Source organism: Halosolutus halophilus (genome assembly GCF_022869805.1).
GTDB classification, from domain to species: Archaea; Halobacteriota; Halobacteria; order Halobacteriales; family Natrialbaceae; genus Halosolutus; species Halosolutus halophilus.
The window spans coordinates 4,730,762-4,756,792 of sequence record NZ_CP094974.1 but is presented as its reverse complement, the minus strand read 5'-3'; the positions used below and the strand labels follow the sequence as shown (position 1 = coordinate 4,756,792).

The following is a 26,031-nucleotide window of genomic DNA, read 5'->3' as shown; positions in this document are numbered from 1 at the left end:
GGGCGAGAAAGCGCCACGATTTATGGTGCTCGCCTCGGTTGATACGATCGTACATGACCGGCTACGAGCGGCGCTTCATGGAGGGGACCCGCGGCACGCAGGCCGTCGACTGGGAAGAACGAATCGACACCCAACGGCTCCGGGAGGAGCGCAAGGAGCGGGCGCTCGAACGGCTACGGGAGACGGACCTCGGGGCGGTGTTGCTGCTGTCGGACCCGAACATCCGCTACGTGACGGGGCTGGCGATGACCGGCGGCAGCGGCGCGGACCACTACACCCTGCTGACGGAGAACGGCGACGTCGTCCACTGGGACACCGCCGATCACGCGAGCAACCAGCGGTTCAACTGCCCCTGGCTCCACGACGTCCGCTACGCCTGTCCCGGACTCGGGAACGTCCCGCGAGCGTCCGGACGTGACTCCGCCCGCCAGTTCCTCCGAACGACGATGGCCGAGGGCGTCGCCGAGGCGATGGCGGAGTACGGCGTCGCCGACGAGAAACTCGGCGTCGACGTCGGCAACCGGGGCCTGCTCTCGGCGCTCGAGGCCCAGGGACTCGAGACCGACGTCGAGACCTGCACGGCGATCATGGAGGACGCCCGGAAGGTGAAAACCGACGACGAGATCGAGTGCTTGCGGATGGTCGCCGCCATCTGCGAGGCCGGCTTCCAGACGATCAAAGACGCCGCGAAGCCCGGAATGCGCGAAACCGAGGTGTGGGGCGAGGCCGTCCGCGAACTGTGGCGCCACGGCGCGTTCGTCGGCGGCGGTTACCTCACGTCGGGACCGAACACGTGGCCAAAGCACCAGGCCAACACGACCGATCGAGTCATCCGCCCGGGCGATCTCGTCTACGCCGACTTCTACAACATCGGCTACCTCGGCTACCGATCGTGTTACTACCGCACGTTCAGCATGGGCGAGCCGACCCGGGAACAGAAAGAGGCCTACGAAACCGCTCGAGACAACCTCTACGACGTCTTGGAGCGCATCGAACCCGGCGTGACCACCGACGAGATCGCCCAGGGCTTCCCCGACATGGAAGGCGAGCACGCCGACTACTACGACGCCGACGAACACTGGCAGCTGACGACAAACCACTGGGCTCACGGCCTCGGACTCCAGCTGTACGAGGTGCCGCTGATCTGGCGCGGCCTCTCGCCGGACCACCCGATCGAGATCGAGGAGGGAATGACGATGGCCGTCGAGACCCAGGAGCCCGCCGGTCGGCAGGGCGTCCGCGTCGAGGAGATGGTCGTCGTCCGCGAGAACGGCGTCGAGATCCTGAGCCAGTGGCCGGTCGAGGAGATCACCGTCATCGATCACTGACGGCCCGTCCCGAACCCGCCACGACCGATCGGTCGCCCGCTCACCAACAATTAAGACGCTCACGATCGATGACAGTCGTATGAAACTCGGGACCGGCCTGTTCACGGCCCAGCAGCGGCCGGACGACGATCGAGAGCCGAGCGAACTGTACGACGAGATCCTGACGCTGACCCGCGAAATCGAGGCCGCGGGGCTCGACAGCGCGTGGGTGTCGGAACACCACTTCGCCGAGGACGGCTACCTCTCGGGAACGATGCCGGCGCTCGGCGCGATGGCCGCCGAGACCGACGCCCTCGAGATCGGTAGCTGCGTCTCCCTCGGGCCGCTGTACGACCCGATTCGGCTCGCCGAGGACGCGGCGACCGTCGACCTCTTCGCAGACGGACGGCTCACGCTCGGGCTCGCGATCGGTTCGAACCCCCGCGAGTTCGACGTCTTCGGCGTCCCGCGGGACGAGCGAGCCGATCGGCTCGCGGATCTCGTCCCGTTCCTCCGGGGTGCGTGGAGCGCGGGCGACCTCGCGTACGAGTCGGCGTTCCACGACGTGCCGGCGGACGTCTCGATCACGCCGAAACCCGCCGGTGAATCGGTCCCGATCATGCTCGGCGGGGGCGCGAAACCGGCCGTCCGGCGCGCTGCTCGAACGGCGGACGCCTGGTGTGCCCCGTCGTCGCTCTCGATCGAGGGCGTCAGGAAGCGAGTCGCGGACATCCGATCGGTTCGCGAGGAGGCGGGTCTCGACGACGAGTTCACGATCTACGTCCTCCAGCACGGCTGGGTCGGCGACTCCCGCGAGGGGGCCTGGGAGACGATGAAAGGCGGCTACTTCTACATCCAGCGCCGATACGCCGAGATCTTCTCTGGCGAGTCGGTCGAGGAACTCGACCCCGAACGGAAGCGGGAACTGAAAGACCAGGCGATCTTCGGCACGCCGGAACAGGTAGTCGAAGAGCTACAGGAGTACCGCGAGGCGCTCGGCGACGACGTCCACTTCATCTTCCGGACCTATCACCCCGGCGTCGGCACCGAGGAGATGGTCGACTGCGTCCACCGTCTCGGCGACGAAGTCGCCCCGAGCCTCCGTTGAGTACAGCCGGCAACGCGGGGCTCAGCAGGACCCGCTGGGTTGCCTCCGGAACTATCTTGCCGGAGTAGCTGGTACGGTGACCGCACGGATGGTAGAAAGGAACGTGGTGCGTCGTGGCTACGACGGTGTGGCCGACGTGTGGGCCGACGAACGATCACCGACCGAGCAAGAGGCGCGACTACTCGAAGCGTTTCTCGAACCGCGTTCCTCGTCGGTTCGGATACTCGACGTCGGCTGCGGGCAGGGAACGCCGGCACTCCAGCAGGTCGGTGACGAGGCGACGATCGTTGGCGTCGATTTTTCGCGGGCGCAACTCGACGGTGCCGCCTCGAACGCTCCCGACGCGTCGCTCGTCCAGGGAGACATGACGGAACTGCCGGTGGATGACGACACGTTCGACGTCGTTACGGCGTTTCACTCCCTCATACACGTCCCCGTGGACGAGCATCGGACGGTACTCGACGAGTTCGCACGCGTCGTCCGCCCGGACGGGCGGGTGCTCGTCTCCGAGGGGAACGGGGAGTGGACCGGGACCAATTCCGACTGGCTCGGAAGCGGTGCCGAGATGCAGTGGGACATCGCGGGCGCAGCGGCCACACGAGCCAGAATGCGTGACGCCGGCTTCACTATCGAGGCCGAGTGGGAAGTCCGCGACGTCCTCGTCGAAGGCGAACGGTGGGTCTTCTTCGCAGCCCGGCCGGACGCGTAACCCGTTCCGTTCTCCCAGGAATCGAGACGGTCGAACGGCGCTCTCTAGCCGGTTTTGTACACGCCGCGTGCGTCCGCGATGAGGGTACCGACGGCTTCGCCGTCTTCCCGAGACTCCAGCGGAGTCTCGCCGTCCTCGTCCGCGGCGTACACCTCCACGTCGACGGTCCCGACGTCGCTCCCGCAGCGGACGACGTCGGCTTCCGCGTAGAGGTCGCCTGTGCCCGCCGACAGGTAGTCGATCCGCATGTCGATCGTCGGCACGGGCTGGTCGACGATCGAGACGAGCGCCGCGCCGCCGACGGTGTCCGCGAGGGTGAAGGTGACGCCCCCGTGGGCCATCAACTGCTCCTCGTTCCACGAGAGGTCTTCGGTCATCTCGAGGTGCCCTTCGGCGTGGCCGTCGGCGCACTCGGTTACCTCGATACCCAGCAGGGACGCGAACGGCATCCCCTCGAAGAAGGCTTCGGCGTCCATACACGACGATCGCACGCGACTGGTAATAAAAGTGGGAGATCCTCCGAGGGGCTGTCGCGGTACGATCCAGGACGACGATCGATCCGCGTCGGCGGGTTAGCGATGATCGTACACGCGCTTGACCTTCCCGACCTCCGTCCGTTCGATCGTCCCGTACTCGACCAGGTCGAGGGCGTCCGGCCTGAACGAGAGGGTGTTCTCCAGCCGATCGAGCACCGCCTCGCGGAGGGCGGCCGTCTCGCCGTCGAATCCGTCGACCAGTTCGATCGTCAGTTCGAGTCGATCGAGGGTCCCCTCCCGATAGAGGTCGATCCGATACTGCGGCGCGATCGGGTCGAACTCGAGGACGACGTCCTCGATCTGGCTGGGGTAGAGGTTGACGCCGCGGACGATGAGGAGGTCGTCGGCGCGGCCGGTGACGCTGTCCATGCGAACCATGGTGCGCCCGCACTCGCACTCGTCGGACGTGAGCGTGGTGAGGTCGCCGGTCCGGTATCGCAGGACGGGGACCGCCTCCTTCGTCAACGACGTCAACACGAGTTCGCCCTCCTCGCCCTCGGGGAGCGCCTCGCCCGTCTGGGGATCGATCACCTCGGGGTAGAAGTGATCCTCCCAGATGTGCATGCCGTCCTGGGCCTCGCGGCACTCGGCGGCGACGCCGGGGCCGATCAGTTCCGAGAGGCCGTAGTTCTCGATCCCGGTCGCGTCGAGTCGGTCTTCGATCTCCTCGCGCATCGGTTCCGTGCAGGGTTCGGCCCCGTACAGCACCGTGGAGATGGACAGGTCGCGCGGATCGACGCCCATCTCGTCGGCCGTCTCGGCGAAGTAGAGCGCGTACGAGGGCGTACACGCGATCGCGTCGCTCTCCAGGTCGCGAGCGAGTTCGACCTGCCGCTGGGTGTTGCCGCTGCTCGTCGGGACGACCGTCGCCCCGAGTTCCTCGGCACCGCCGTGAAAGCCGAGGCCGCCCGTGAACAGGCCGTAGCCGTAGGCGTTCTGGACCGTATCGGCCGGCCCGATGCCCGCGGCGTCCATCGATCGGGCCATCACCGCGTTCCACAGGTCGAGGTCGTCCTCGGTGTAGGCGACGATCTTGGGTTTGCCGGTCGTGCCGGAAGAGGCGTGGATGCGGAGAACGTCGTCGTCGCCGACGGCGAAGAGGCCGTCGGGGTACTCGTCGCGGAAGTCGGCCTTCGTGGTGAACGGTACCGTCTCGATGTCGTCGACGCCGTCGATATCCGCCGGCGAGACGCCGGCCTCGTCCAGCCGTTCGCGATAGAACGGCACGTTCTCGTGGGCGTGTTCGACTGTATCTCGGAGTCGCTTCGACTGCAACTCCCGCAGTTCCTCGCGGGAGGTGTGCTGGCTAATCCCTGCCATGTGTTCAGTTTGCATTCTCGCTTTCGAGGACCAAAATTCTTCGTTCGACTGGCAGTCACCGATCGGGACAGGTAGGCGGGGACGCGACTCCCGTCCCGACCGGTCCTACTCGAACTTCTCGAACGGCTGCTCGCAGCCGTTGCAGTAGTGCATCGACCGGCAGAGCGACGGCCCTTTCGGGTGCTCGCGGACGGTGTCGGTCGAGCCGCAGTACGGGCACTCGGCGCCGGCATCGTCGCCGCCCGTCGTGACGCTCGGATCTGACGTTCGTCTCATATGCTCAGGCCGAACTCTCGCAGGTCGTCTTTGCCCCGTTCGGTCACCATCTCGACGGTCCACTCCGGACTCCAGACGAGTCGCAACGCCGCCTCCTCGATGCCGTCGACGGCGGCGACCGCCTCCTCGACCTGCTCCGTGAGCATGTCCCGGGCCGGACAGCCCGAGTAGGTGAGCGTCATGTCGACCGTCGCGACGCCGTCCGCGACCGTGACGCCGTAGATCAGCCCGAGGTCGACGATGCTGATCGGCATCTCGGGGTCCTCGATCTCGTAGAGGACGTCCCACACGTCGGCCTCGACGCCGGTCGCGTCGTCGCCCGTCGCCGGGAGGTCGTCGGCCGCCTCACCCTTTCGGTAGTCGGTGTACGCGCAGGGCGTCGCCTCGGCGTCCGGGGCGGGGGAGAAGCTCGATTTCGCGCCCGGGTCCGGAATCTCGCCGCTCATTCTGGTTCGTCCATGATTTTCGTCGTGTCGCTTCGCCCGAGGTCGCGGTACGTGTGGGTGAACTCGTCGTAGAGGTCGAACCACGCGTCGGTGTGGGAGCCGTCCCGGCCGCGCGCCTCGGGGAGCATCTCGCGGGTGACCGCGAACTCGAACTCGTCGTCGGCGTCCCGCTGGCCGCTCGCGGGAACGACGAGATCCAGGGACTCGAGGTACGGGACGACGATCGACAGCCACTCCTCACCCAGTTCCTCGAGGGTCGCGTCGCGAAGGCCGAGGTCGACGATGTCCGCCTCGATATCAGGATCCACTGGCTCGAAGAGCGTCAACGCGTGCGGGAACAGCCGATCGAGCGCGTCCTGCAGGCGCTCGTGGCCCTCCTCGCCGTCGGCGAGGCGGTCGAGCCAGTTCTGGGCGTGCTCGCGGTGGTACTCCTCCTCGCTGCGGATCTTGCCAACCCGATCGGCGATCTTCGGGTGCGACGAGTCCTCCAGCGCCTCGAGCCGGAGGTCCTCGGCGACGTCGTAGAGGTACGATCGGAGGACGGCGTCGGCCCAGTCGCCCTCCTCGAACGGGAGTTCGACGAGCGTGCTGTGCCGGAAGTCCTCGGGGTCGCGCTCGTACACCAGATCGCGCTCCTCGAAGCCGAGGTCCGCGAGCACGTCGTACCACAGGCGGGCGTGGCCGAGTTCGTCCTGCGCGTTGTTCGCCAGCGCGAGGTCGGACTCGAGGCTCGGCGCGCGAACCTGCCACTCCGTGTAGCGTTCGGCGAGTACGAACTCGTCGTCGCCCAGTCGCTTTAGCAGGGTTTCGAGCGCGGTTCGTTCGCGCTCGTCGAGGTCCGTGGGATCGTCAAGCGTCGTCGACATCAGTCGTCACCCCGCTGTTTTTCGGCCGTCGCCTGTTCGTCCTCCGATTCGACGACCTCGCGGGCGTCCTGCCCGGTCGTGTTGTACGCCGTCGCCCAGCGGTAGCTCTTGTCGATCGTCCCGCCGAAGGCGACGTCCTCGGCGTCGATCTCGCCGATCTCGTCCCTCGGAACGACCCAGAGGCTGTTGGTGGGCTTGCGGCGGCCGTGCTGGATGGCGGCGAACTGCTTCGCCATCTCCCGATCGGGCGCGTGGACGTTGCCACAGTGGGTGTGGTACCCCCCGGTCTTCTCCTGGCGGAACACTTCCCAGATCATGGTCAGTCGGCCGCCTGCGGCGCGTGGCCGCCGGCGGCTGTACTGTCGGTTTCGATCGTGTCGCGGACCCACTGGACGGCCTCCTGTGCGGCCTTGCGGCCGTTGATCTGGCCGAGTCCGGGGTCGTACTCGTTCTTCGCGATCGTGAAGAACTCGTCCCAGTCGAGGTCGCTCTCGACGACCTCGTAATCGCCCTCGTCGTTCTTGCGGATGCGGGGCTCGTCCGGGATCTCGAGGCCGTACTTCTCCGCCTTGGGGATGTACTGGTTGAGGAAGGCGGTCCGGAGTTCGTCGTTGGACTTCTGTTTCAGCCCCACGGAGGCCGCGAAGTCGTGGTGCGTGCTCTGATCGTCGGTCGGCCCGAAGAACTGGATGATGCGGGGCCACCACGTCTCGAAGGCCTCCTGGGTCTGTTCCTGTTCTTTCCGCGAGCCGCTCATCAGCGTCGCGAGGATGTCCTCGCCGTGTTTGACGTGGAACCCTTCCTCGAAACACACCTTGTCCATCGCGTGGGCGTACGGTTCCCAACTCGTCCGCCGGAGCGTGGCCTGCCGACGCATCGCCGCACCGTCGACGAAGAACGCGATCATCGCCGTCTCGGGCCACTTCTCCATCGGGTAGTGAAAGCAGTTGAGGAACTTCCCGTCGCCGTTGGCGAGGTCGTCCAGCATCTCCTCGCGGGTCTTGACGCCGAGCGATTCGGCGGCGCGATAGAGCAACTGTCCGTGACCGATTTCGTCCTGTACCTTCGCCGAAAAGGCCAGCTTCCGATCGATGCTCGGGGCCTGGCGGATGAACGGCCGCTCCAGGTACGCGCCCATGATCTCGCTGTTCGCGTGGAATTCGATCATCCGCGTCGCCGCCTTCCGGTACTCCTCGGGGAGGTCGTCGGCGGGGCTAAACTCCCGCGGCCCCGCCCGGTCTTTCACTGTGTCGAGGTCCATCGTTTCACTAGAATGAACGATGGATAGACCCTTAGAAATTGACCGCCATATAACGAGGTTTTAAATACTACGCCGAAGTAAACGTGTGTAGACGATCCGGATGATCGACGAATGTCTCGCGGTCGAATTTCGCGTCGAAAACGACGATTGTCCGCTTGCGGAGGCGACACAGGCGAGTTCCGTCGACGTCGAGGTCAGCGCGCAACCGCCACAGCGGCGCAGCGACGGCTACGATCTCCTGCAGTTCAGTTCGCCGACGAGCGATCGGTTGACCCAGGCCCTCGACGACGACGAGCGGATCTCGTACCTGCACGTCTCGAAGACCGACGGACGGAACCGGTATCGGTGCCTGTCGAAACATCCCTGCGTCGTCCACCGACTGATCGACGGGGGACTCATCGTCGAGACGCTGCGATACCGGGATGGCGCGGCGATGATCTTCGGCGCGGTCGTCGGTCGAGACGTTCTCAAGGGCGTCATGGAGGCGGCCGGCGACACCGTCGGCGTCAAACTCGAGCGGGTCTATCCACTCCAGTCCGAAGCGAAGGAGTCCCCCAGTCAGCGGTGGAATCTCACGCCGGCCCAGGAGGAGTGCATCCGCACGGCCCTCGAGATGGGATACTTCGCGATTCCCCGCGAGACGTCCTCCGAAGTCGTCGCCGACGAACTCGGGATCAGCAAGTCCGCGTTTCTCGAGCGACTCCGCCGCGGCGAAGCGGCGCTGTTTCGGCAGATCTTCCGGTAGGTTCGGCTCCACCGGCGAGGTTCCGATCGAGTTCCGGATCCACTAGATACATTTCCGCGGAAATCGGTGTGGTATGGTATGACGGATACCGAGGCCATCCGCAACCACATCGAGAGCGACCCCTACTGCGAGACGCTCGGGATCGACCTCGTCGACCTCAAACCGGGAGTCGCACGGACGCGACTCGAGATCACCGACGACCTGACGAACTTCCACGGGACGCCCCACGGCGGCGCAATCTACTCGCTCGCCGACGCCGCGTTCGCCGCCGCCTCGAACGCGGACGGGGAGACCGCGGTCGCCCTCGAGACGAACATCTCGTACCTCGAAGCCGTCGAGGTCGGGACCGTCCTCACCGCGACGGCCGAAGAAACCCACGACGGTGGGCGCACCGCAGAGTTCGAGGTCGTCGTCACCGACGAGGACGACGATCGCGTCGCGACGTTTCGCGGCCGCGTGTACAACCCGTGAGCGACGCGTGAGTGTGTGAGCGACGAGAACGATCGTCCGGACGCCACGATGGTGGTGTCTCGATCGCTCGAAAATCCGGCGGAATCGACTCGATCGTACAGACTTCGGGCCAGCCTCGCTCACGCGGTGACGCCGAGGTACCTGTCGAGGACGTCGTCGTTCGCCCGGAGGTCCGAGGCGGTTCCCTCGTAGACGATCTCGCCCTGGTTGATCACGTAGTTCCGATCGGCGAGTTCGAGACAGACGTGGACGTTCTGTTCGACGAGCAGGACGGTGATTCCCCGATCGTTGAGGTCGGCGACGATGTCCATCACGTCCTGGACGATGTAGGGCGCGAGCCCTTCGGTCGGTTCGTCGAGCAGGACGAGCTCGGCACCGCCGACGAGGGCGCGAGCGATCGCGAGCATCTGCTGTTCGCCGCCCGACAGCGACGACCCGGGGTTGCCCGCGCGCGTCTGCAGGTTCTCGAACGTCTCGAGCGCCTCGTCGACCGACAGCGAATCGGCGTCGGGGGCCCCGCCGTGGTCGGCGAGTTCCAGGTTCTCCCTGACCGAGAGCTCCGGGAAGATCCGTCGCTCCTCCGGCACGAGTGCGAGCCCCCGCTGTGCCGTCGTCGTCGCGTCGAGCGTCGAGATGTCCTCCCCACGGTACGTGACTCGCCCGCTCGTCGGGGCGAGGATTCCCATGATGGTCCGCAGCGTCGTCGTCTTCCCCGCGCCGTTTCGACCGACCAGCGAGACGATCTCGCCCTCGTCGACCGACAGCGACAGGTCCCGGAGCACTTGCGTCTCGCCGTAGCCCGAGTCGACCCGATCGACCGAGAGCAGCGGATCGTCACTCATTCGAGCATCCCCCCGAGATAGGCGTCCTGAACGTCCTGATTCTCGGCGATCTCGTCGGGCGTCCCCTCCGCGAGGACCTGCCCGCGGTTCAACACGGTGATGCGATCGGAGAGTTCCATGACGAGTTCGATGTCGTGCTCGATGAGCAACAGCGTCTGGTCGACCAGCACCTCCTCGATCAGGTCGATCGTCTCCTGGGTCTCCTCGACGCTCATGCCGGCGGTCGGTTCGTCGAACAGGACGAGATCGGGGTCGGTCGCGAGCACGACCCCGATCTCGAGTCGTCGCTTGTCCCCGTAGGCGAGCGCGTCCGCCGTTTCGTCGGCGACGTCGGCGAGGCCGATCCGGTCGAGGATCCGATCGGTCCGATCGTTCATCTCGTCGTACCGATCGGTCGGTTTGAACAGCGATTCGGCGACGTTGTACTGGTCGCGCCCGATCGACTGGGCGGCGAGCCTGACGTTTTCGCGCACGGTGAGCCCACCGAAGACGTTCGATATCTGGAACGATCGGCCGATCCCGCGGCGCACTCGCTGCGAGGGCGACAGGGAGGTGATCTCCTCGCCGTCGAAGTAGATCGACCCGTCGGTGACGGGCAGTGCGCCCGTGACGAGGTTGAACAGCGTGGTCTTGCCGGCGCCGTTCGGGCCGATGATGCTCCGAAACTCGCCTCGCGGCACCGTCAGGTCGATCCGATCGGTCGCCGTGAACTGGCCGAACTTCTTGACGAGGTTCTCCGTCCGGAGGATCGGTTCGTCGGTATTGCGTCGTGTGGATGTGGTCGGTTCCGTAGCCATCAGTCGTCACCTCTGACGCTCGGTTCGTCCGGCGTGGGCTCCGCGGCGTCCGGGCCGGGACCGGACCCGCCCGTCACGTACGGGGCGACCTGGGCCGGGAGCGACACCAGTCCGCGCGGGAGGAAGATGACGAACAGGACGAAGATCGTCCCGAGCACCAGCCGCCACCTGCTGGTAAAGTCCGTGAGTACCCCTTCGAGACCGAAGAACACCGCCGAACCGACGATCGGTCCGTAGAGCGTTCCCAGGCCCCCGAGGATGACCATCACGATCACTTCGCCGGAGTGGAGCCAGTAGGCGAACGACGGCGTCGCGTACCCCGCGTTGAGGGTGAAGAGCCCGCCGGCCACGCCCGCCAGCGCGCCGCTGATCACGAACGCGCGCCGCTTGTAGACGGTCGTCTCGTAGCCGATGAACGTCGCTCGCTGCTCGTTCTCGCGGATGGACTTGAGCACCGACCCGAACGGCGACTCGAGCATCCGCCGGGTGAGCAGGAACGCGGCGACCAGACTCGCGAGCGCGATGTAGTAAAACAGCGACTGGCCGGTCAGCGCGACGGGGCCGAGGAAAATCGCGACGTCGTCGAGCGAGACTCCCATCCCGGCGATCCCGTAGTACGTCGAGAGCCCGAACTGGCCCTCCGAACCGCCGGTCAGCCCGCGCGGGTCCCGGTACAGGGCGTTGTAGAACAACTCGGCGAAGGCGAGCGTGATCATGGCGAAGTAGACCCCGGAGACGCGGATCGAGAGGTAGCCGACGAACCAGGCGATCGCCGCGGAGACGACGATCGCGAAAGCGATCGCGACGATCGCGGAACCGCTCACGTAGAGCAAGGCGATCGCGACCGCGTAGGCCCCGAGCCCGTAGAACAGCGCGTGGCCGAGCGAAACCAGTCCCGTGTAGCCCATCACGAAGTCCAGGCTGAGCGCGAACAGCGCCCAGATCATGACCTCGATCACGAACGTGACCGCGTACGACGAGTACAGCGTCCCCGCCCCGAGGGGGACCACCGCGAGCACGCCGACCATCGCGAGTCCGAGTCGGGTCCGGGTCCGCGGGTCGAGGATCCCGCCATCGGAGCCGGTGAGGAGGTCGCCGCCGCTCTCCTCTTCGAATTCGACCCCGAACAGCCCGCGGGGTCGAAAGAGGAGGACGACGATCATCAGCAGGAAGATCACCAGTCCCTCGAAGAACGGGACGTAGGTACGCAGGAACGTCTGGATGATCCCGACGAGGAGACCGCCGACGACGGCGCCCCTGAAGCTGCCGAGGCCGCCGAGGACGACGATTACGAACGCCGGAATGATGATCGACATCCCCATCCCCGGGTTGACCGTCTGGTAGCCGCCGAGGATGATACCCGCGACGGCGGCGAGCGCCGCGCCCCCGCCGAAGACGAGCGAGTAGTACCGATCGATGTCGATCCCGAGGTTGCGAACCATTTGCCGGTCCTGGGACCCGGCCCGGATGATCAGCCCGTACTTCGTGTGTTCGAGGACCGCCCAGACGGCCAGCGCCATGACGCTCCCGAAGACGATGATGAACGTGTTGTAGACGCTGGTGTTGAGCCCGAGGACGTCGATCGATCCCGAGAGCACCGCCGGCACGGCGAGGCTGGTGCTTCCCGTCCCCCAGACGAGGTATATCAGGTCGTTTATCACCAGCACCAGGCCGAACGTGAGCAGGATGTGATAGAGGGGATTCCGACCGTACAGCGGTCGCACCGTGTAGCGTTCGATCGCGACGCCGACGACGCCGACCAGCAGCGGGGCGACGAGCAACGCGACGAAGAAGCCGGCCGCCCCGAACGGCGCGACCAGTGCGAGCGCGAAGTACGCCCCGAGCGCGAACAGTTCTCCGTGGGCGAAGTTGATGACGTGCATGACGCCGAAGATGACCGACAGTCCGGCGGCGAGCAACACGTAGACGACGCCGATCGTCAGCCCGTCGAACAGAATCTGGAGGAGTTCTCCGACCATGGTTATCTGGAAGCGCCTGGCACGCACCCGTTACAGGTCACAGTCGATCTCCTCGCAGTCGGGCGCTGCGTCTTCCCCGGACAGGTCCGTCAGGAGTTCGACGTCCGCGATGTCGCCGTCGTCCGGTTCGACGCACTCGCCCATCCAGACCGGGTTCAGCGCCTGTTGGTCGCACTCCCGGAACTCGTTCGGGCCGAAGATCGTGTCGTGTTCCAGTCCCGAGAGCGTTTCCGCGACCGTCGTCGGATCGCGCGATCCGGCCTCGCGGATCCCGTTCGCGACCATCCGGATCGACTCGTAGCCGACGCGCGAGAAGTTGTCCGGGACGGCGTCGTACTCCGATTCGTACGCCTCGACGAACGCCTGGTTGTCACCGGTCTCGATGCTCGGAACGTATCGGACCCCGCTGTAGGTGTTGTACGCACCCGCGCCGGCACCGGCGCGGATGGCGCGGAACGACCCCGTCGTCGTCACGATCGGAATCTCGTCCTGTAGCCCGCGCTCGCTGGCCTGCGAGAGGAAAATCGCGAGGTCGGCACCGGTCATCCCCACGACGAGCGCGTCGGCGTCGTCGCTCGCGCTCGCGATTTGGCTGATGAACGCCTCGAAGTCGGTCGACCCCGGGTCCGATCGGGTCACGTCGACCTGTTCGTAGGAGTCGCTGATCGACTCCATCCGCGTCTCGACTTCGTTCAGGACCGACTCGCCGTAGGCGTAGTCCGCGATGTGGTAGAAGATCCGATCGCCGAATTCGTCGGTGGTCCACTGGGCCATCACTTCGGCGATCTGTGCGGTGTTCGTCTCGAACCGGAACACGTACTCGTTGCAGTTGCTCCCCGTGATCGAGACGTCTGCCGCCCCCGGCGTGTAGACTACCTCGTTCTCGAGCGCGAAATCGTTGATCGCGAGCGCGACGGAACTCGAGATACAGCCGGTGATGAACTGCGCCTCGTCGGACTGGACCGCCTCCTGGGCTCGCTGTGTCGCCGTCGCCGGGTCGAGTTGCGTGTCGTACTCGCTGTACTCGATTTCGAAGTCGTACTCGTCGCTCTCGTTGACCTGCTGGATCGCGAGTTCGGTCCCCTGATGTCGCTCTTCGGCGAGGTCACTGAACTCGCCCGTGAACGGTTCGAGGACGCCGAACTGGACCGTGTCGAACTCCTCGTCGTCTTCGTCGGATGCTTCTTCAGGATCGCCAACACAACCGGCCAATCCGGTCAGTCCGGCGACAGTCCCCGCAGTTATTGCTTTGAGAACGTCACGTCTCCGCCCATGGCCCCTGCCACCTCGGGTCATACGTTCAGTAGATCATAATAACCTATAAAAATCGACCACCATTTATCGTGGTTTTATATACAAACTGCCGGCAAAACTCTCCGAGTTCGGACTCTCGATCGTCCGAGGCGCGCTCGACCAGTTCGGAACGATGCCGGACGACCGGGGACCCTACCCGTCACGGGACCCCCCGCAGACGGCTCCGAACTCGGCCGTACTCTGCGGGGAGGGCGGTCATCCGGCGCATCGACGACGTCCCCCGATAGTATAAAACCCGTATAAATAGCGCCCGATCGTTATGCATTCCGCGAACGAGTAGCGTGATATGTACCGGATACTGGTCGGACTCGACACCGACGTGGACCGGGCGACCGCACAGGCGTCGGCGATCGAGACCATGCCGGGTGCGACCGACGAGATTACGGCGATACTCGCGCACGTCTTTCAGGAGAACCCCGAGGGACGATCGGTCCAGCAACTCGACGGCGTCCGACACGTAGCAGCGTCCTTCGACGAGCGCGGCGTCGACTACGAGTACTACGAGGCGAGCGGGGAACCGGCACGCGAACTGATCACCGCGGCCGACGAGACGGACGCGGACATGATCTGTCTGTCGGGACGGAAACGAACGCCGACTGGGAAGGTCATCTTCGGCAGCGTCACGCAGTCGGTCATCCTCGGAACCGATATGCCCGTGATGACCGTCAGTCCCGAAGGGTGATCCGTGGCGACGAGTCGCCCGTGCCGCGACGGTGACTCATCCCGCCGCTCGACGCTATCCTATAAAAAGGGCGTACATAAACGGGACGAGAGTGATGGGCGTGTGCGTCCAACTCACACCCGTGACCGCCGATGCCGACCGATACCTGCTCCGCCTGGGACCCCTCGAACTGTGACGGAACGGCGGGCTGTCCCCCTCGCTGCCCCCGATTCGTCGACAAACACGGCGAACCGATTCTGGTCGAGCCTTTCGAGTCCGCTCGCTTCGAGGCGCTCGTCTCGATGTACGTCGACTATCCCGAGGCCCACCGATCGATGGGGATTCCGCCCGTCGGCCGCGATCGCATCGCGGAGTGGCTCGATCGCCTGATCGAGCGCGGCTTTAACGTCGTTGCCGCTCACGACGGGACGGTCGTCGGCCACGCGGCCTACTCGCCGTGCTCGAGCGTGGAACCCCAGTTCGTCGTCTTCGTCGATCCGGCGTTCCACGACCGCGGCATCGGGACCGAACTCTGCCGACACGTGATCGCCTTCGCCGCCGACGCCGGACACGACGCGCTCGTGCTCGACGTCGACGCCGCGAACGAGCGGGCAGTGCACGTCTACCGTCGGATGGGGTTCGAGACGGTCGATCGGAGCGGGAACGACCTCCGGATGCGCCTCTCGTTCGACGAACCGATCGTCGAGACGGTGCAGTTACCGCCGGCGGAGCGACCGGCGAACCGCTGATCGTACGCGACGGGATCGACTTCCGGAAGGTCCAGAAGGGACGGCGAGTCCGTCACACCGTTCCGAGTCGGACTCTCGCAGTCGGGTTACGACAGTCGGCCGAACGTGACGGCGCTCGTCCGACCTCGATCGTCGAGAGAGCCGATCGAGACCCACAAATTTTCCATCTACAGATGAGTGTGTACACACCACATGATTTTTGTCGGGGCACGGAAGATTGGTGGACGAGGATGAGTTATACGCAGATCGAGACGGCACCGCGGGAAGAGATTCGGGAGCTGCAAAACGAACGGCTCCGCGAGACGGTCCGCAACGCCTACGAGAACGTCGAGTACTACCGGGACGCGTTCGACGAAGCGGGCGTCGCGCCGGAGGACATTCGGACGGTCGACGACCTCCAGAAGGTACCGTTCACCACGAAAGCCGACTTCCGCGACGAGTACCCCGACGGCCTCTTCGCCGTCGACGACGACGACGTTCTCCGCATTCACGCCTCTTCCGGCACGACCGGCAAACCCAAGATCGTCGCCTACACCGAGGACGACCTCGACGTGTGGAGCGAGGTCGTCGCCCGGAGTCTCGTCGCGTCCGGCGTCGAACCGGGAGATACGGTCCAGAACGGCTACGGCTACGGCCTGTTCACGGGTGGCCTCGGCCTCCACTACGGGATCGAAGAACTCGGGGCGACGGTCATCCCGATCGGCGGCGGCCAGACTCAGCGGCAGGTCGAGTTGCTGCAGGACCTGGAGAGCGACGCGATCGCGTGTACGCCCTCGTACTCGTTGTACCTCGCCGAGACGGCCGACGAGATGGGGATCGACCCGTCGGAACTGCCGGTCTCGACGGTTATCTTCGGTGCCGAACCCTGTACCGACCCGATGCGCGAGGAGATCGAAGACCGACTCGACGCGACCGGGATCGACATCTACGGCCTCTCGGAGATCATCGGCCCTGGCGTCTCAAACGAGTGTCACGAGGCCCAGGACGGGTTGCACATCTGGGAGGATCACTTCTACCCCGAGGTGATCGATCCCCAGACGGGCGAGGTGCTCCCCGAGGGCGAGGAGGGCGAACTCGTGTTGACGACGCTGACGAAAGAGGCCTTACCGGCCATCCGGTATCGCACCGGCGACCTCACCACGCTCACGTCCGACGAGTGCGAGTGCGGGCGCACCATGGTTCGCATGGACAACGTCACCGGTCGTGCCGACGACCTCCTCATCGTCCGCGGCGTCAACCTCTACCCCAGCCAGATCGAAGAGGTCGTCCTCGAGTTCGACGAGGTGGCGCCGTACTACCGGATCGACCTCTATCGGGAGGACAATCTGGATCGCCTCGAACTGTCGATCGAGCGCGAACCGGACGTCGCCGTCGACGAGACGGAGTTGCACGACCGCGTGCTCACCCGACTCGAGAACGTCCTCTCGTTCACGCCGGACGACCTGATCATCGCCGAACCGGGCAGCATCGAACGGACCGAGGTGGGGAAGGTCAAGCGTGTCTACGATCACCGGTAGCGGCCGCGACCGGCTACCGACGTCGATCGCGCCGGCCTCGACGGCGCGTCGATCGTCCCACCGACCGCCGCGGGACTGAAGACGACGGACGCCGTCGGTGAGCGACGCCCGTCGCCCTCTCGCTACCGGGTCGGCTCTCGATAGCGGAGACCGTGACGAACGCCCCGTCGGTGAACCCGATCGCGAACGGGGGCGGTCACGAGGGTCGTTCCGGTATCAATCGCACGATGCGTGTCCCGTTGACGTATTCGAGGTAAACTATTTGTATGGTGGTTAGGATGTCTACATATGGCATACAGTTACGAGCCGCATTACTTCGAGGACTTCGAAGAGGGCCAGGAGTTCCAGAGCGTCGGTCGCACCGTCACGGAGACCGACTTCGTCATGCACTCGGCGCTGGCCGGCGACTGGACGGAGTTACACACCAACAAGGAGTACGCCGAGGACGGCCCGTTCGACGGCCGAATCGCCCACGGCCCGATGACGTTCGTCCACGCGACGGGCTTCGTCTACCGATCGGGAATCGTCGAGCGCACGGCCTACGCCTTCCTCGGAATGAACTACATGGACATTCCGAACCCCGTCTACATCGGAGATACGATCTCGCTCGAGATGGTCGTCAGCGAGAAGAACGACGTCGATCACGACGACGCCGGAATCGTCGTCCTCGACACCGAAATGACCAACCAGGACGGCACCGTCGTCTTCCAGGGCGACATGAAGTTCCTCATTCATCGCAAGGAGTGATCTGACCGCCGATCGGCGGCGAACCTGGATCGACGGATACGGGCGGTACCGATCGCGCTCGACCGCACGGCCGATCGGGTGACCACACGGACGTTGAAGTCGACCGCCGACGCACGGTACCGCATGCACGTCCACGACGCGGACGCCGTCCGGTACCTCACGTTCGATCGACCCGACGTTCGAAACGCGTTCACCGCGGAAGTCGCGCGCGAACTCGCGGACGCGCTCGCCGATCTCGATCCGACCGAACTCGACGCCGTCGTCCTCGCGGGAGAGGGCGAGGCGTTCAGCGCCGGCGGCGACATCGAGGCGATGGCCGAGCGCGAGGAGACGCCGAAGGAAGCGTACGATCGCGTCCGCACCACGCTCGGCCGCGTCGCGGAATGGGCGCTGCGGAGTCCCGTCCCGATCGTGGCGAGCGTCGACGGCGACGCCGTCGGCGCGGGGCTCTCGCTCGTCGCCGCCGCGGACTTCGCCTACGCCGGCGAATCGGCCCGGTTCGGTGCGTCGTTCGTCAACGTCGGGCTCGTTCCCGACCTGGGTGGAACGGTGACGCTGCCGCGACTCGTCGGGTTGCGGGAGGCGAAGGAACTCGCGTTCACCGGCCGACTCGTCGACGCCGCGGAAGCCGAACGGCTGGGCATCGTCAACGAAACGGTTCCCGACGACGAACTCGACGACCGCGTCGACGACCTCCTCGAGACGCTCGCGGCGCAGCCGACGGAGAACATCGGGCTCGCAAAGCGGGCGATCCACGACAATCTCGGGCGATCGTGGCGGGACGGACTCGAGCGCGAAGCGCACCTCCAGTCGCTCGCGTACGGAACGGACGCCCACGAAACGGGCGTCGAGGCGTTTCTCGAGGGTCGATCCCCGACGTTCGAGTGACGCGACCGGAGAGCGGGCGTGCCGACCGCCCGCAGCGATCGTACCGAACGGGAGACCGCGCTCACGAGCCATCGTGGCCGGCGGAGCCGTCGATCCGAGAGATAATAGCTATCGAACTAGTGGCCCAAATGATCAGTAGGATGGTATTTTTCGCGATCGGTCTTCGAATTCAGCCGATATCGATAGAATTCCGAAATAGTCGCCCAGGATCGTGTTTTCGGCGGCAGCAATCTCATCGGTCAAGTCCAGAGACGATCGAGGAACTCCATCCCAGATGACCAGTGTTGAAGCATACAGCCACCTATTTCGACCGAATCGATAGGGATCGTCGATATCGAACACTGTTCGAACATATCGTATACACAGGTATAATTTTCTGGTTAGCTATTTGTCGCTGATCGCCGCTCGCTTTTTCGAGAGCGATCGGGGGTGAGCGAGGGACGGCGTCCGAACCCAACCAGTTAGGCGCTCAGTTCGTATGGAGTCGTCGCCTACGGACAGGTACCGTCCGGGGATCCGGACGGCGGCCCCGGGGGCGCACGTGGGAAAAACGACGGGGCCACTTTTCACCTCGATCACTCCCCCTCGCTGCCCCTCGATCACTCCCCCTCGCTGCCGAATCGCCACGTGCCGATCGGGCGATCCGAGAGCCGCCGCCCGGTCGATCGCGCTCATCGAGTCTCGTTCTCCGACCGATCGCTCGGAAGCCGGTGCCGGCGAACGGACAGTTTCGGGTGTCGCGGACCGGCCCGTCGACAATGCCGACCGTTTAAGCCGTTCAGCGGAAAGGTTCAGGTATGGCCACGGAGCGGAGCGCTGACCCGGCTGCCGACCGGCGTGCGAACTACGACTACCGGAGCGAGGGCGTCGATCGGCCGGCGCTCGTCGCGGACCTGGCGGAGCTCGTCGAGTGCACCGTGCGTGCCGACACCTACTCGCGCGAACTGTACGCGACGGACGCGAGCGCCTACGAGGTGACCCCGATCGCGGTCGCCTTCCCCGAGTCGACGGCCGACGTCGTCGGGATCGTCGAGTACTGCGCCGCCCGGGGGCTTCCGGTTCTCCCGCGGGGTGGCGGGACGAGTCTCGCCGGTCAGACGGTCAATCGGGCCGTCGTACTCGATTTCACGCGACACATGAACGAGATCCGCTCGATCGATCCCGACGCTCGAACGGCGACGGTCCAGCCGGGGACGATCCTCGGGACGCTGAACGAGGCCCTCGTCCCGCACGATCTCAAGTTCGCGCCCGACCCCGCCTGGGGCGACAAGAGCGCGATCGGCGGCGCGATCGGGAACAACTCGACCGGGTCGCACTCGCTCGTGTACGGCAAGACCGACGCCTACGTCGAGGAAGTCGAGGCCGTGCTCGCCGACGGCACGGTGACGACGTTCGGCGCGGTCACGCTCGACGAAATCGCCGAACGGGCCGATCCGGACGGCGACCTCGAAGGCCGGATCTACGCCGAAGTCGAACGGATTCTCGAAGAGGACGCCGACGTCATCGCGGAGACCTACCCCGATCTCAAGCGAAACGTGTCGGGATACAACCTCGATCGGCTCGTCGCGGAGGCCCGTGGCGCGGCGTTGCCGGGCGGCGAGGAGAGCGCGACGGCGGAGTCGTCGCGAACCGAAGGCGGTGCCGAAGCCGGCGGTGAGCCGGGCACGGTCAACCTCGCACGGCTCCTCGCGGGCAGCGAGGGGACGCTCGCGATCGTCACCGAGGCCACGGTGTCGCTCGAACCGATTCCCGAGACCAAGGCCGTGTCGCTGCTCTGTTACCGGGACCTCCACGAGGCGATGGAAGACGTCGAACCGATCCTCGAACACGACCCCGCGGCGGTCGAAGTGCTAGACGACGTGTTGATCGACCTCGCACGCGATACCGCGGAGTTCGGCCCCGTCACCGGGATGCTTCCCGAGGGGACGAACGCCGTCCTCCTCGTGGAGTTCTACGCCGACGACGGCGACCACGGCCGCGACCAGGTCGCCGGCCTGCTGGCCGATCGCTGTCCGGCCGTCACTCCCGAGGGTGCGCCCGCCGCAACCGCGTCGGCGAGTAGCGAGGGACGAAGTCCCTCTGACCATTCGCACGGACAGCGCCCGCGCGAAGACGATGCCGAGCGGCTGGCGATCGACGCGCTCGAAGCCTACGAGAAGGACGAGCGCGCCAAACTCTGGAAACTCCGCAAGTCCGGGCTCCCGATCCTGCTCTCGCGAACGACCGACGAGAAGCACATCTCGTTCATCGAGGATACGGCGATCCCGCCCGCAAAACTCCCGGAGTTCGTCGAGCGGTTCGAAGAAATTCTCGAGGAACACGGCACCTACGCGAGCTTCTACGCCCACGCCGGCCCCGGCGTCCTCCACGTCCGGCCGCTCGTCAACACGAAGACGGACGTTGGCCTCGAGCAACTGCACGGCATCGCGGACGATGTGACCGACCTCGTCGTCGAACTCGGGGGCTCGGTCTCCGGGGAACACGGCGACGGCCGCGCTCGTACCCAGTGGAACCGGAAGCTGTACGGCGATCGGCTCTGGGAGACCTTCCAGGACCTCAAGTCGGCGTTCGACCCCGACTGGCTCCTGAACCCCGGACAGGTCGTCTTCCGGGATGACGATCCCACGGACCTACGCGAGCACCTGCGGTTCGATCCCGACTACGAGTTCGAGACCGGTTTCGAACCCGAACTCGAGTGGGACAACGACAACGGGATGCAGGGGATGGTCGAACTCTGTCACGGCTGTGGCGGCTGCCGGGGCGAGCAGTCGACGACCGGCGGCGTGATGTGTCCGACCTTCCGCGCGAGTCGCGAGGAGATCACGGCCACCCGCGGCCGGGCGAACGCACTCCGGCAGGCGATGAGCGGCGACCTGGATCCAGACGAGGCGTTCTCCGACGAGTTTATCGAGGAGGTGATGGGGCTGTGTATCGGCTGCAAGGGCTGTGCCATCGACTGTCCGAGCGAGGTCGACATGGCGAAGCTCAAGGCCGAAGTGACCCACGAGTACCACCAGCGCAACGGGTCGACGCTGCGCGATCGACTCTTCGCCAACGTCGCGACCCTCTCGAGGTGGGGATCCCAACTCGCGCCGCTCTCGAACGTCCTCCCGAAACTCCCGGGCGCTCGCACGCTGCTCGACGCGACCGTCGGCATCGCCTCGGATCGTCCGCTACCGACGTTCTACGCGACCACGTTCCGGGACTGGTTCGAGTACCGCGGCGGCGCACAAGTCGATCCCGACGAAGCCGATCGCCGGGTCGTTCTGTATCCCGACACCTACACCAACTACAGCCACCCCGAAGCGGGAAAAGCGGCCGTCCGCGTGCTCGAGGCGGCGAACGTCCACGTGACGGTCCCCGACGAACTCGGCGACACCGGCCGTCCGGCGTTCTCGAAGGGGTTCCTCGAGACGGCACGCGAGACCGCCCGGGAGAACGTCCGGGTGCTCGACCCGCTCGTCGAGAACGGCCGGGACGTGGTCGTGATCGAACCCTCCGACGCGGTCATGTTCCAGTCGGACTATCGCGACCTGCTCACCGGCGAGGCCGTCGATCGGGTCGCGAACGCGACCTACGGCGTCTGCGAGTATCTCGACGCGTTCCGCCTGGACGAATCGATCGCGTTCGCCCGCGACCCCGAGAGCGGGCCGGGCCTGACCTACCACGGCCACTGCCACCAGAAGGCGACCCGGAAGGACCACCACGCCGTCGGCGTCCTCCGGCGGGCCGGCTACGCGGTCGATCCGCTCGATTCGGGCTGTTGCGGGATGGCCGGGAGCTTCGGCTACGAGACCGAACACGCCTCGATGAGCGACGCGATCGCCGGGATTCTCTACGACCAGGTGGACGACAGCGACGGCGAGCGGGTCGTCGCCCCCGGCGCGTCCTGCCGGACGCAACTCGAGAACCGCCCCGGAGCGGCCAAGGAGCCGCCCACGCCGATCGAACTCGTCGACGCGGCGATCGAGTGATGCCGGCCGAGTCGCGACGCTCGCTCGAGTGAGCGCCGATCGTCGGTCGGACCTCGCTCGATCGGGACGTGGATCCCGACCTGCATTCACAGCGCGAGGACGAACCACGCCATCCCGACCCCGCCACCGCCGACGATGAGGTACGCCGCGTGAACCCCGCGGACGAAGAGCAGACAGGTCACGATGGCGAGCAGGACGGTAAACGTATCCACGAACGACTCCGCGGCGAGGGTCACGGTCGCGCCGAGGATCGCGCCGACGACCGCGGCGTTGACGCCGACGAGGGCCGATTGGATGACGTCGTTCTCCCGAACCCGCGCGAAGTACGGGAAGAAGCCCATGATGAACGCGAACGACGGGCCGAACGCGCCGACCATCGCGACGAACGCGCCGACGACGGCGATCGAAACCAGCCCGTAGGTGTCGAGCATGAGCTTGTAGCCGACGAACGCGGTCGTCATCACGACGGGGCCGGGCGAGAGCTGTCCGATCGCGATCCCGTCGACGAACTCGCGACCGGTCATCCAGCCGAACTCGCCGACGACGTAGAGTTCGATGAACGGGATGAGGACGAGTCCGCCGCCGTAGATGAACGAGCCGGTGTAGACCATGAACGCGAACAACTGTACCCACGGATTGGCCCATATCGCGAGCAAGACGCTCCACAGCGGGCTCGTCTCGATAGTCCGCCGCGTCGCCGGGCCGAGGAGGTCGAACAGCCGGTCCCGGAGCGCGAACGCGATGCCGGCGACTACCCCGCCGATCGTCCACAGCGAGACGCGACGCCAGTGTTCCCGAACCCACGTCGAGCGGTAGATCGCGACCGCGATCGCGCCGGCGACCACGAACTGGACGACCGGATTCGTGCCGAGCGTGGCGGTCGCGACGACCGCGGCGGCGAGCAGTGCCACCAGCAGGTAGTCGATCGTCCACGTCTCGTCGCCGAGTTCGAACTCGAGGTCGCGCCGTCCCTCCGCGAAGGCGCTCTGGGCCATCGACCACGACGCACCGACGATCAACCCGATCACGACCGGATTGATGCCGTAAAACAGCGCCTCAACCGACGGCAGTTCCTGGTAGGCGAAGTAGAGCCACGAGAAGAAGACGACGATGACGAACGTCGGGAGCATGAAGAAGAAGCCGGCGACGATCGCTCCCGGATTCCCGGCGTAAATCCAGCCCATGAAGATCCCGAGTTGCGTCGAGGCGGGGCCGGGAAGCATGTTACAGATCGCGAGCCCTTCCATGAACGTCGACTCGTCGGTCCACTCGCGACTGCCCTCGCCGACGAGGTCGTCTTCCATCATCGCGATGTGGACCAGCGGCCCGCCGAACCCGACGATACCGATGAACAGGTAGTACGTCGCGATTTCGAGGAGTTTGCCCCGGGTCGGATCGCCGCGATAGGCGTCGGCAGGGGACTCCGTGGTCGTCGCGTCGGTCACACGCCGGACGACGATATCGGGTCCGATAAGTGTTCGTCACCCCGGAACCCGGCTTCGTCGAGCACCGACCTTCGCGATCGAGTCAGCGGCCGACCAGTTCCTCGTACCGCGCGCCGGTCTGTTTCAGCGTCTCGGTCGAGTAGAGTCGCTCGTGATCGACGGGAAGGTAGTCGGCGCCCAGTTCGTCGATCTTCTCGTCGACGGCCGCGGGGTCGCGGCCGTGGATCATCGTGAACAGGTTGTACGGCCACTCCTGGTCGGGACGGCGCGGCCGGTGATAACAGAGCGTGACGTACGGCAGCGAACCCGCGCGCTCGCCCCACGCGTCGAGGTGCTCGTCCGGCACGTCCCAGACGACCATGCAGTTCGCGTCGAACCCGGTGACGACGTGGTTGACGATGCAGCCGATGCGCTTGATACAGCCGTCGTTCCGGAGCCGTTCGACGCCGGCGAGCACGTCGTCCACGTCGGTCCCGATCCGATCGGCCACGTCGCCGTACGGCGTCCGCGAAAGCGGGAATCCGTCCTGGATCGCGAGCAGGAGGTCGGCCTCGAACGCCGAGAGGTCGCCCGCGGCCTCCTCGCTAATGTGCGTCGCGGACGAATCGGTCCCCTCGCACAGCGATTCCCGCGCGAACCGATCGGCGTTGACCACGGGGAACTCGAGGTCGATGTAGTAGTCGGTCAGCATCGGCAGGTTCAGCACGTCACAGCCGGTTCGAGACTCGATCTCCGCGAGGATCTCGTCGCGCCGCTCGCGCGATCCGGCCGTGACGACGAACCACATGTTCCACTCGTGGTCGCGGGCGTAGTTGTGGTTGACCTGCCGATACTCGTTGACGATCGCGGCGACCTCGTCGAATCGATCGTCCGGGGCCTGCACCGCGGCGAGCGTCGACGACCCGATCACCGGCGGGTTGAGGACGGCCCCGAACCGGCGGAAGATCCCCCGGTCCGAGAGCGTTCGGACGCGATCGAGGGCGGCAGACTCGTCGATTCCGAGTTCCGCGCCGACGCGACGGAACGGACGTTCCTCGATCGGGAACCCGCTCTGGTAGCCGTCGACGATCGCGGCGTCGACGTCGTCGATCGCTTCGCGCCAGTCCCCCGACAGGCTGCTCATTGTCGGACCTAGGGAGAACGGCACCGTATGGTTTTCGGGTCAGTGCGGCGACAACAGGGGTCCAGCCGTTCCTCCGGGTGGGCCGCCCGACGCGCGGCCACGGAGAACCGACTGCAACGGACTGCAACGATTATTACTGTGGGTATCGTTATCAGCGCGCATGGAACTCACCGAACCGATCTCGATCGAGGGCGACGAGCGGGAACAGATCTACGAGTACGTCGAATCCCACGGCGCGGTCGATCGGGAGGAAGCACGCGAGGAACTGTTCCCGGCGGACCCGCCGGGAGATCCGCAGTATTCGCGTGCGTTCCAGCACAACGTCGCGATCCTCAAGCGGGACGGCTATCTCAGGGAGGACGACGACGGCACCCTGCGCATCGCGATCGACATCGAGGCGGAGGGCCAGGAGTTCACGGCCGAGGACGTAGACGTCACGGTCAGGCCGGCGAGACAGGAGGACCTCTCGGGCATCGTCGGCGCGATGCGACAGGTCGTCGAGGAGATGACCTACATCGAGGCCGAGAGCGTCGCGGACGAACTCGACCACGAGAACGTCCTGCTCCGGCACAACGAGTTCGAGTCCCGGATGTTCTTCGTCGCGGCCGTCGACGACGAGGTCGTCGGCTGGGCCCACCTGCACGTCCCGAACCTCGAGAAGCTCTCACACACCGCGGAACTCACCGTCGGCATCCTGGAGGAGTACCGCGGGATGGGAATCGGGAGCGAACTGCTCGATCGGGCCCTCGGGTGGGCCGAATCGAGCGGCCACGAGAAGGTCTACCAGAGCGTCCCGTCGACGAACGAGGACGCGATCGAATTCTTCGAGGATCGCGGCTGGGTGACCGAGGCAGTGCGCGAGGACCACTACAAACTCGGCGACGAGTACATCGACGAGGTGATGATGGCGATCACGCTGTAGGGAGCTCTCGCCGCGTCACCCCATTTGA

General features: G+C 65.8%; 25 protein-coding genes. 12 read left to right on the top strand and 13 right to left on the bottom strand.

The window, feature by feature from the left end:
- The first annotated feature begins 53 nt into the window (after window positions 1-53).
- The 3 genes from MUG98_RS23550 (at window position 54) to MUG98_RS23540 (ending at window position 3,124) form a co-directional block, all read left to right on the top strand.
- Entirely contained in the window at window positions 54-1,328 is a 1,275-nt protein-coding gene (locus MUG98_RS23550) for a M24 family metallopeptidase (RefSeq protein ID WP_265109834.1), read from the top strand.
- A gap of 79 nt (window positions 1,329-1,407) precedes the next feature.
- Entirely contained in the window at window positions 1,408-2,415 is a 1,008-nt protein-coding gene (locus tag MUG98_RS23545; RefSeq protein WP_265109833.1) for an LLM class flavin-dependent oxidoreductase, read from the top strand.
- A gap of 88 nt (window positions 2,416-2,503) precedes the next feature.
- Window positions 2,504-3,124, top strand: coding sequence for a class I SAM-dependent methyltransferase (locus tag MUG98_RS23540; protein WP_265109832.1), 621 nt, complete (start codon window positions 2,504-2,506; stop codon window positions 3,122-3,124).
- A gap of 44 nt (window positions 3,125-3,168) precedes the next feature.
- Here the strand turns inward: MUG98_RS23540 and MUG98_RS23535 are convergent, their stop codons facing one another.
- The 7 genes from MUG98_RS23535 to paaA all read right to left on the bottom strand — a co-directional run bounded on the left by MUG98_RS23535 (window position 3,169) and on the right by paaA (window position 7,829).
- On the bottom strand, window positions 3,169-3,600 hold the full coding sequence (locus tag MUG98_RS23535; protein WP_265109831.1) for a PaaI family thioesterase: 432 nt from the start codon (window positions 3,598-3,600) through the stop codon (window positions 3,169-3,171).
- Window positions 3,601-3,696: 96 nt separating this feature from the next.
- The gene (gene paaK / locus MUG98_RS23530) at window positions 3,697-4,980 is read right to left on the bottom strand and encodes a phenylacetate--CoA ligase PaaK (protein ID WP_265109830.1); all 1,284 of its coding nucleotides are present in this window, start codon (window positions 4,978-4,980) and stop codon (window positions 3,697-3,699) included.
- A 105-nt stretch (window positions 4,981-5,085) separates the two neighbouring features.
- Complete coding sequence (gene paaE, locus MUG98_RS23525) at window positions 5,086-5,256, bottom strand: 1,2-phenylacetyl-CoA epoxidase subunit PaaE (protein WP_265109829.1); 171 nt, start codon at window positions 5,254-5,256, stop codon at window positions 5,086-5,088.
- Entirely contained in the window at window positions 5,253-5,702 is a 450-nt protein-coding gene (gene paaD, locus MUG98_RS23520; RefSeq protein ID WP_265109828.1) for a 1,2-phenylacetyl-CoA epoxidase subunit PaaD, read from the bottom strand. Before paaD ends, paaE begins: the two co-directional genes overlap by 4 nt.
- Window positions 5,699-6,568 carry a 1,2-phenylacetyl-CoA epoxidase subunit PaaC gene (paaC, locus tag MUG98_RS23515; RefSeq protein WP_265109827.1) on the bottom strand — a complete coding sequence of 290 codons (870 nt, stop codon included), beginning with the start codon at window positions 6,566-6,568 and terminating at the stop codon, window positions 5,699-5,701. The genes paaD and paaC overlap by 4 nt, the downstream gene beginning before the upstream one ends.
- Window positions 6,568-6,885: a 1,2-phenylacetyl-CoA epoxidase subunit PaaB gene (gene paaB / locus MUG98_RS23510; protein ID WP_265109826.1), complete on the bottom strand. Its 318-nt coding sequence runs from the start codon at window positions 6,883-6,885 to the stop codon at window positions 6,568-6,570. The genes paaC and paaB overlap by 1 nt, the downstream gene beginning before the upstream one ends.
- Window positions 6,886-6,887: 2 nt before the next feature.
- Window positions 6,888-7,829 (bottom strand): 1,2-phenylacetyl-CoA epoxidase subunit PaaA, encoded by a 942-nt coding sequence (gene paaA / locus MUG98_RS23505; RefSeq protein WP_265109825.1) that lies wholly within the window; start codon window positions 7,827-7,829, stop codon window positions 6,888-6,890.
- A 100-nt stretch (window positions 7,830-7,929) separates the two neighbouring features.
- Here paaA and MUG98_RS23500 point away from each other — a divergent pair, with 100 nt between their 5' ends.
- Together MUG98_RS23500 and paaI are read left to right on the top strand one after the other, a co-directional pair.
- Window positions 7,930-8,574, top strand: coding sequence for a helix-turn-helix domain-containing protein (locus MUG98_RS23500; RefSeq protein WP_265109824.1), 645 nt, complete (start codon window positions 7,930-7,932; stop codon window positions 8,572-8,574).
- 78 nt (window positions 8,575-8,652) lie between these two features.
- Window positions 8,653-9,045: a hydroxyphenylacetyl-CoA thioesterase PaaI gene (gene paaI, locus MUG98_RS23495; protein ID WP_265109823.1), complete on the top strand. Its 393-nt coding sequence runs from the start codon at window positions 8,653-8,655 to the stop codon at window positions 9,043-9,045.
- 119 nt (window positions 9,046-9,164) lie between these two features.
- Here paaI and MUG98_RS23490 read toward each other — a convergent pair whose 3' ends face one another.
- From MUG98_RS23490 to MUG98_RS23475, 4 genes are read right to left on the bottom strand one after another with little or no spacing between them, the layout of a single operon-like run.
- The gene (locus tag MUG98_RS23490; RefSeq protein WP_265109822.1) at window positions 9,165-9,887 is read right to left on the bottom strand and encodes an ABC transporter ATP-binding protein; all 723 of its coding nucleotides are present in this window, start codon (window positions 9,885-9,887) and stop codon (window positions 9,165-9,167) included.
- The gene (locus MUG98_RS23485; RefSeq protein WP_265109821.1) at window positions 9,884-10,684 is read right to left on the bottom strand and encodes an ABC transporter ATP-binding protein; all 801 of its coding nucleotides are present in this window, start codon (window positions 10,682-10,684) and stop codon (window positions 9,884-9,886) included. Before MUG98_RS23485 ends, MUG98_RS23490 begins: the two co-directional genes overlap by 4 nt.
- Window positions 10,684-12,663, bottom strand: a complete 1,980-nt coding sequence (locus tag MUG98_RS23480) for an ABC transporter permease (RefSeq protein ID WP_265109820.1) — start codon at window positions 12,661-12,663, stop codon at window positions 10,684-10,686. Before MUG98_RS23480 ends, MUG98_RS23485 begins: the two co-directional genes overlap by 1 nt.
- Window positions 12,664-12,693: 30 nt before the next feature.
- Complete coding sequence (locus MUG98_RS23475; RefSeq protein ID WP_265109819.1) at window positions 12,694-13,959, bottom strand: ABC transporter substrate-binding protein; 1,266 nt, start codon at window positions 13,957-13,959, stop codon at window positions 12,694-12,696.
- Between the two features lie 304 nt (window positions 13,960-14,263).
- On the opposite strand from MUG98_RS23475, the gene MUG98_RS23470 reads away from it, so the two are divergent.
- The 6 genes from MUG98_RS23470 (at window position 14,264) to MUG98_RS23445 (ending at window position 22,513) form a co-directional block, all read left to right on the top strand.
- The gene (locus MUG98_RS23470) at window positions 14,264-14,659 is read left to right on the top strand and encodes a universal stress protein (RefSeq protein WP_265109818.1); all 396 of its coding nucleotides are present in this window, start codon (window positions 14,264-14,266) and stop codon (window positions 14,657-14,659) included.
- Window positions 14,660-14,790: 131 nt separating this feature from the next.
- Window positions 14,791-15,387, top strand: coding sequence for a GNAT family N-acetyltransferase (locus MUG98_RS23465; RefSeq protein ID WP_265109817.1), 597 nt, complete (start codon window positions 14,791-14,793; stop codon window positions 15,385-15,387).
- Between the two features lie 230 nt (window positions 15,388-15,617).
- On the top strand, window positions 15,618-16,904 hold the full coding sequence (gene paaK, locus MUG98_RS23460) for a phenylacetate--CoA ligase PaaK (RefSeq protein ID WP_265109816.1): 1,287 nt from the start codon (window positions 15,618-15,620) through the stop codon (window positions 16,902-16,904).
- Window positions 16,905-17,192: 288 nt separating this feature from the next.
- Window positions 17,193-17,651, top strand: a complete 459-nt coding sequence (locus MUG98_RS23455; RefSeq protein WP_265109815.1) for a MaoC/PaaZ C-terminal domain-containing protein — start codon at window positions 17,193-17,195, stop codon at window positions 17,649-17,651.
- A 123-nt stretch (window positions 17,652-17,774) separates the two neighbouring features.
- Complete coding sequence (locus tag MUG98_RS23450; RefSeq protein ID WP_265109814.1) at window positions 17,775-18,539, top strand: enoyl-CoA hydratase/isomerase family protein; 765 nt, start codon at window positions 17,775-17,777, stop codon at window positions 18,537-18,539.
- A gap of 797 nt (window positions 18,540-19,336) precedes the next feature.
- On the top strand, window positions 19,337-22,513 hold the full coding sequence (locus MUG98_RS23445) for an FAD-binding and (Fe-S)-binding domain-containing protein (protein WP_265109813.1): 3,177 nt from the start codon (window positions 19,337-19,339) through the stop codon (window positions 22,511-22,513).
- Between the two features lie 86 nt (window positions 22,514-22,599).
- On the opposite strand, the gene chrA is transcribed toward MUG98_RS23445, so the two are convergent.
- Together chrA and ahbB are read right to left on the bottom strand one after the other, a co-directional pair.
- Window positions 22,600-23,958 carry a chromate efflux transporter gene (chrA, locus tag MUG98_RS23440; RefSeq protein ID WP_265109812.1) on the bottom strand — a complete coding sequence of 453 codons (1,359 nt, stop codon included), beginning with the start codon at window positions 23,956-23,958 and terminating at the stop codon, window positions 22,600-22,602.
- Between the two features lie 82 nt (window positions 23,959-24,040).
- A complete protein-coding gene (gene ahbB / locus MUG98_RS23435; protein WP_265109811.1) occupies window positions 24,041-25,081 on the bottom strand; it encodes a siroheme decarboxylase subunit beta in 1,041 nt (346 codons plus the stop codon).
- A 160-nt stretch (window positions 25,082-25,241) separates the two neighbouring features.
- Between ahbB and MUG98_RS23430 the strand changes: the two genes are divergently transcribed.
- Complete coding sequence (locus MUG98_RS23430) at window positions 25,242-26,003, top strand: GNAT family N-acetyltransferase (RefSeq protein ID WP_265109810.1); 762 nt, start codon at window positions 25,242-25,244, stop codon at window positions 26,001-26,003.
- Window positions 26,004-26,031 lie beyond the last annotated feature (28 nt).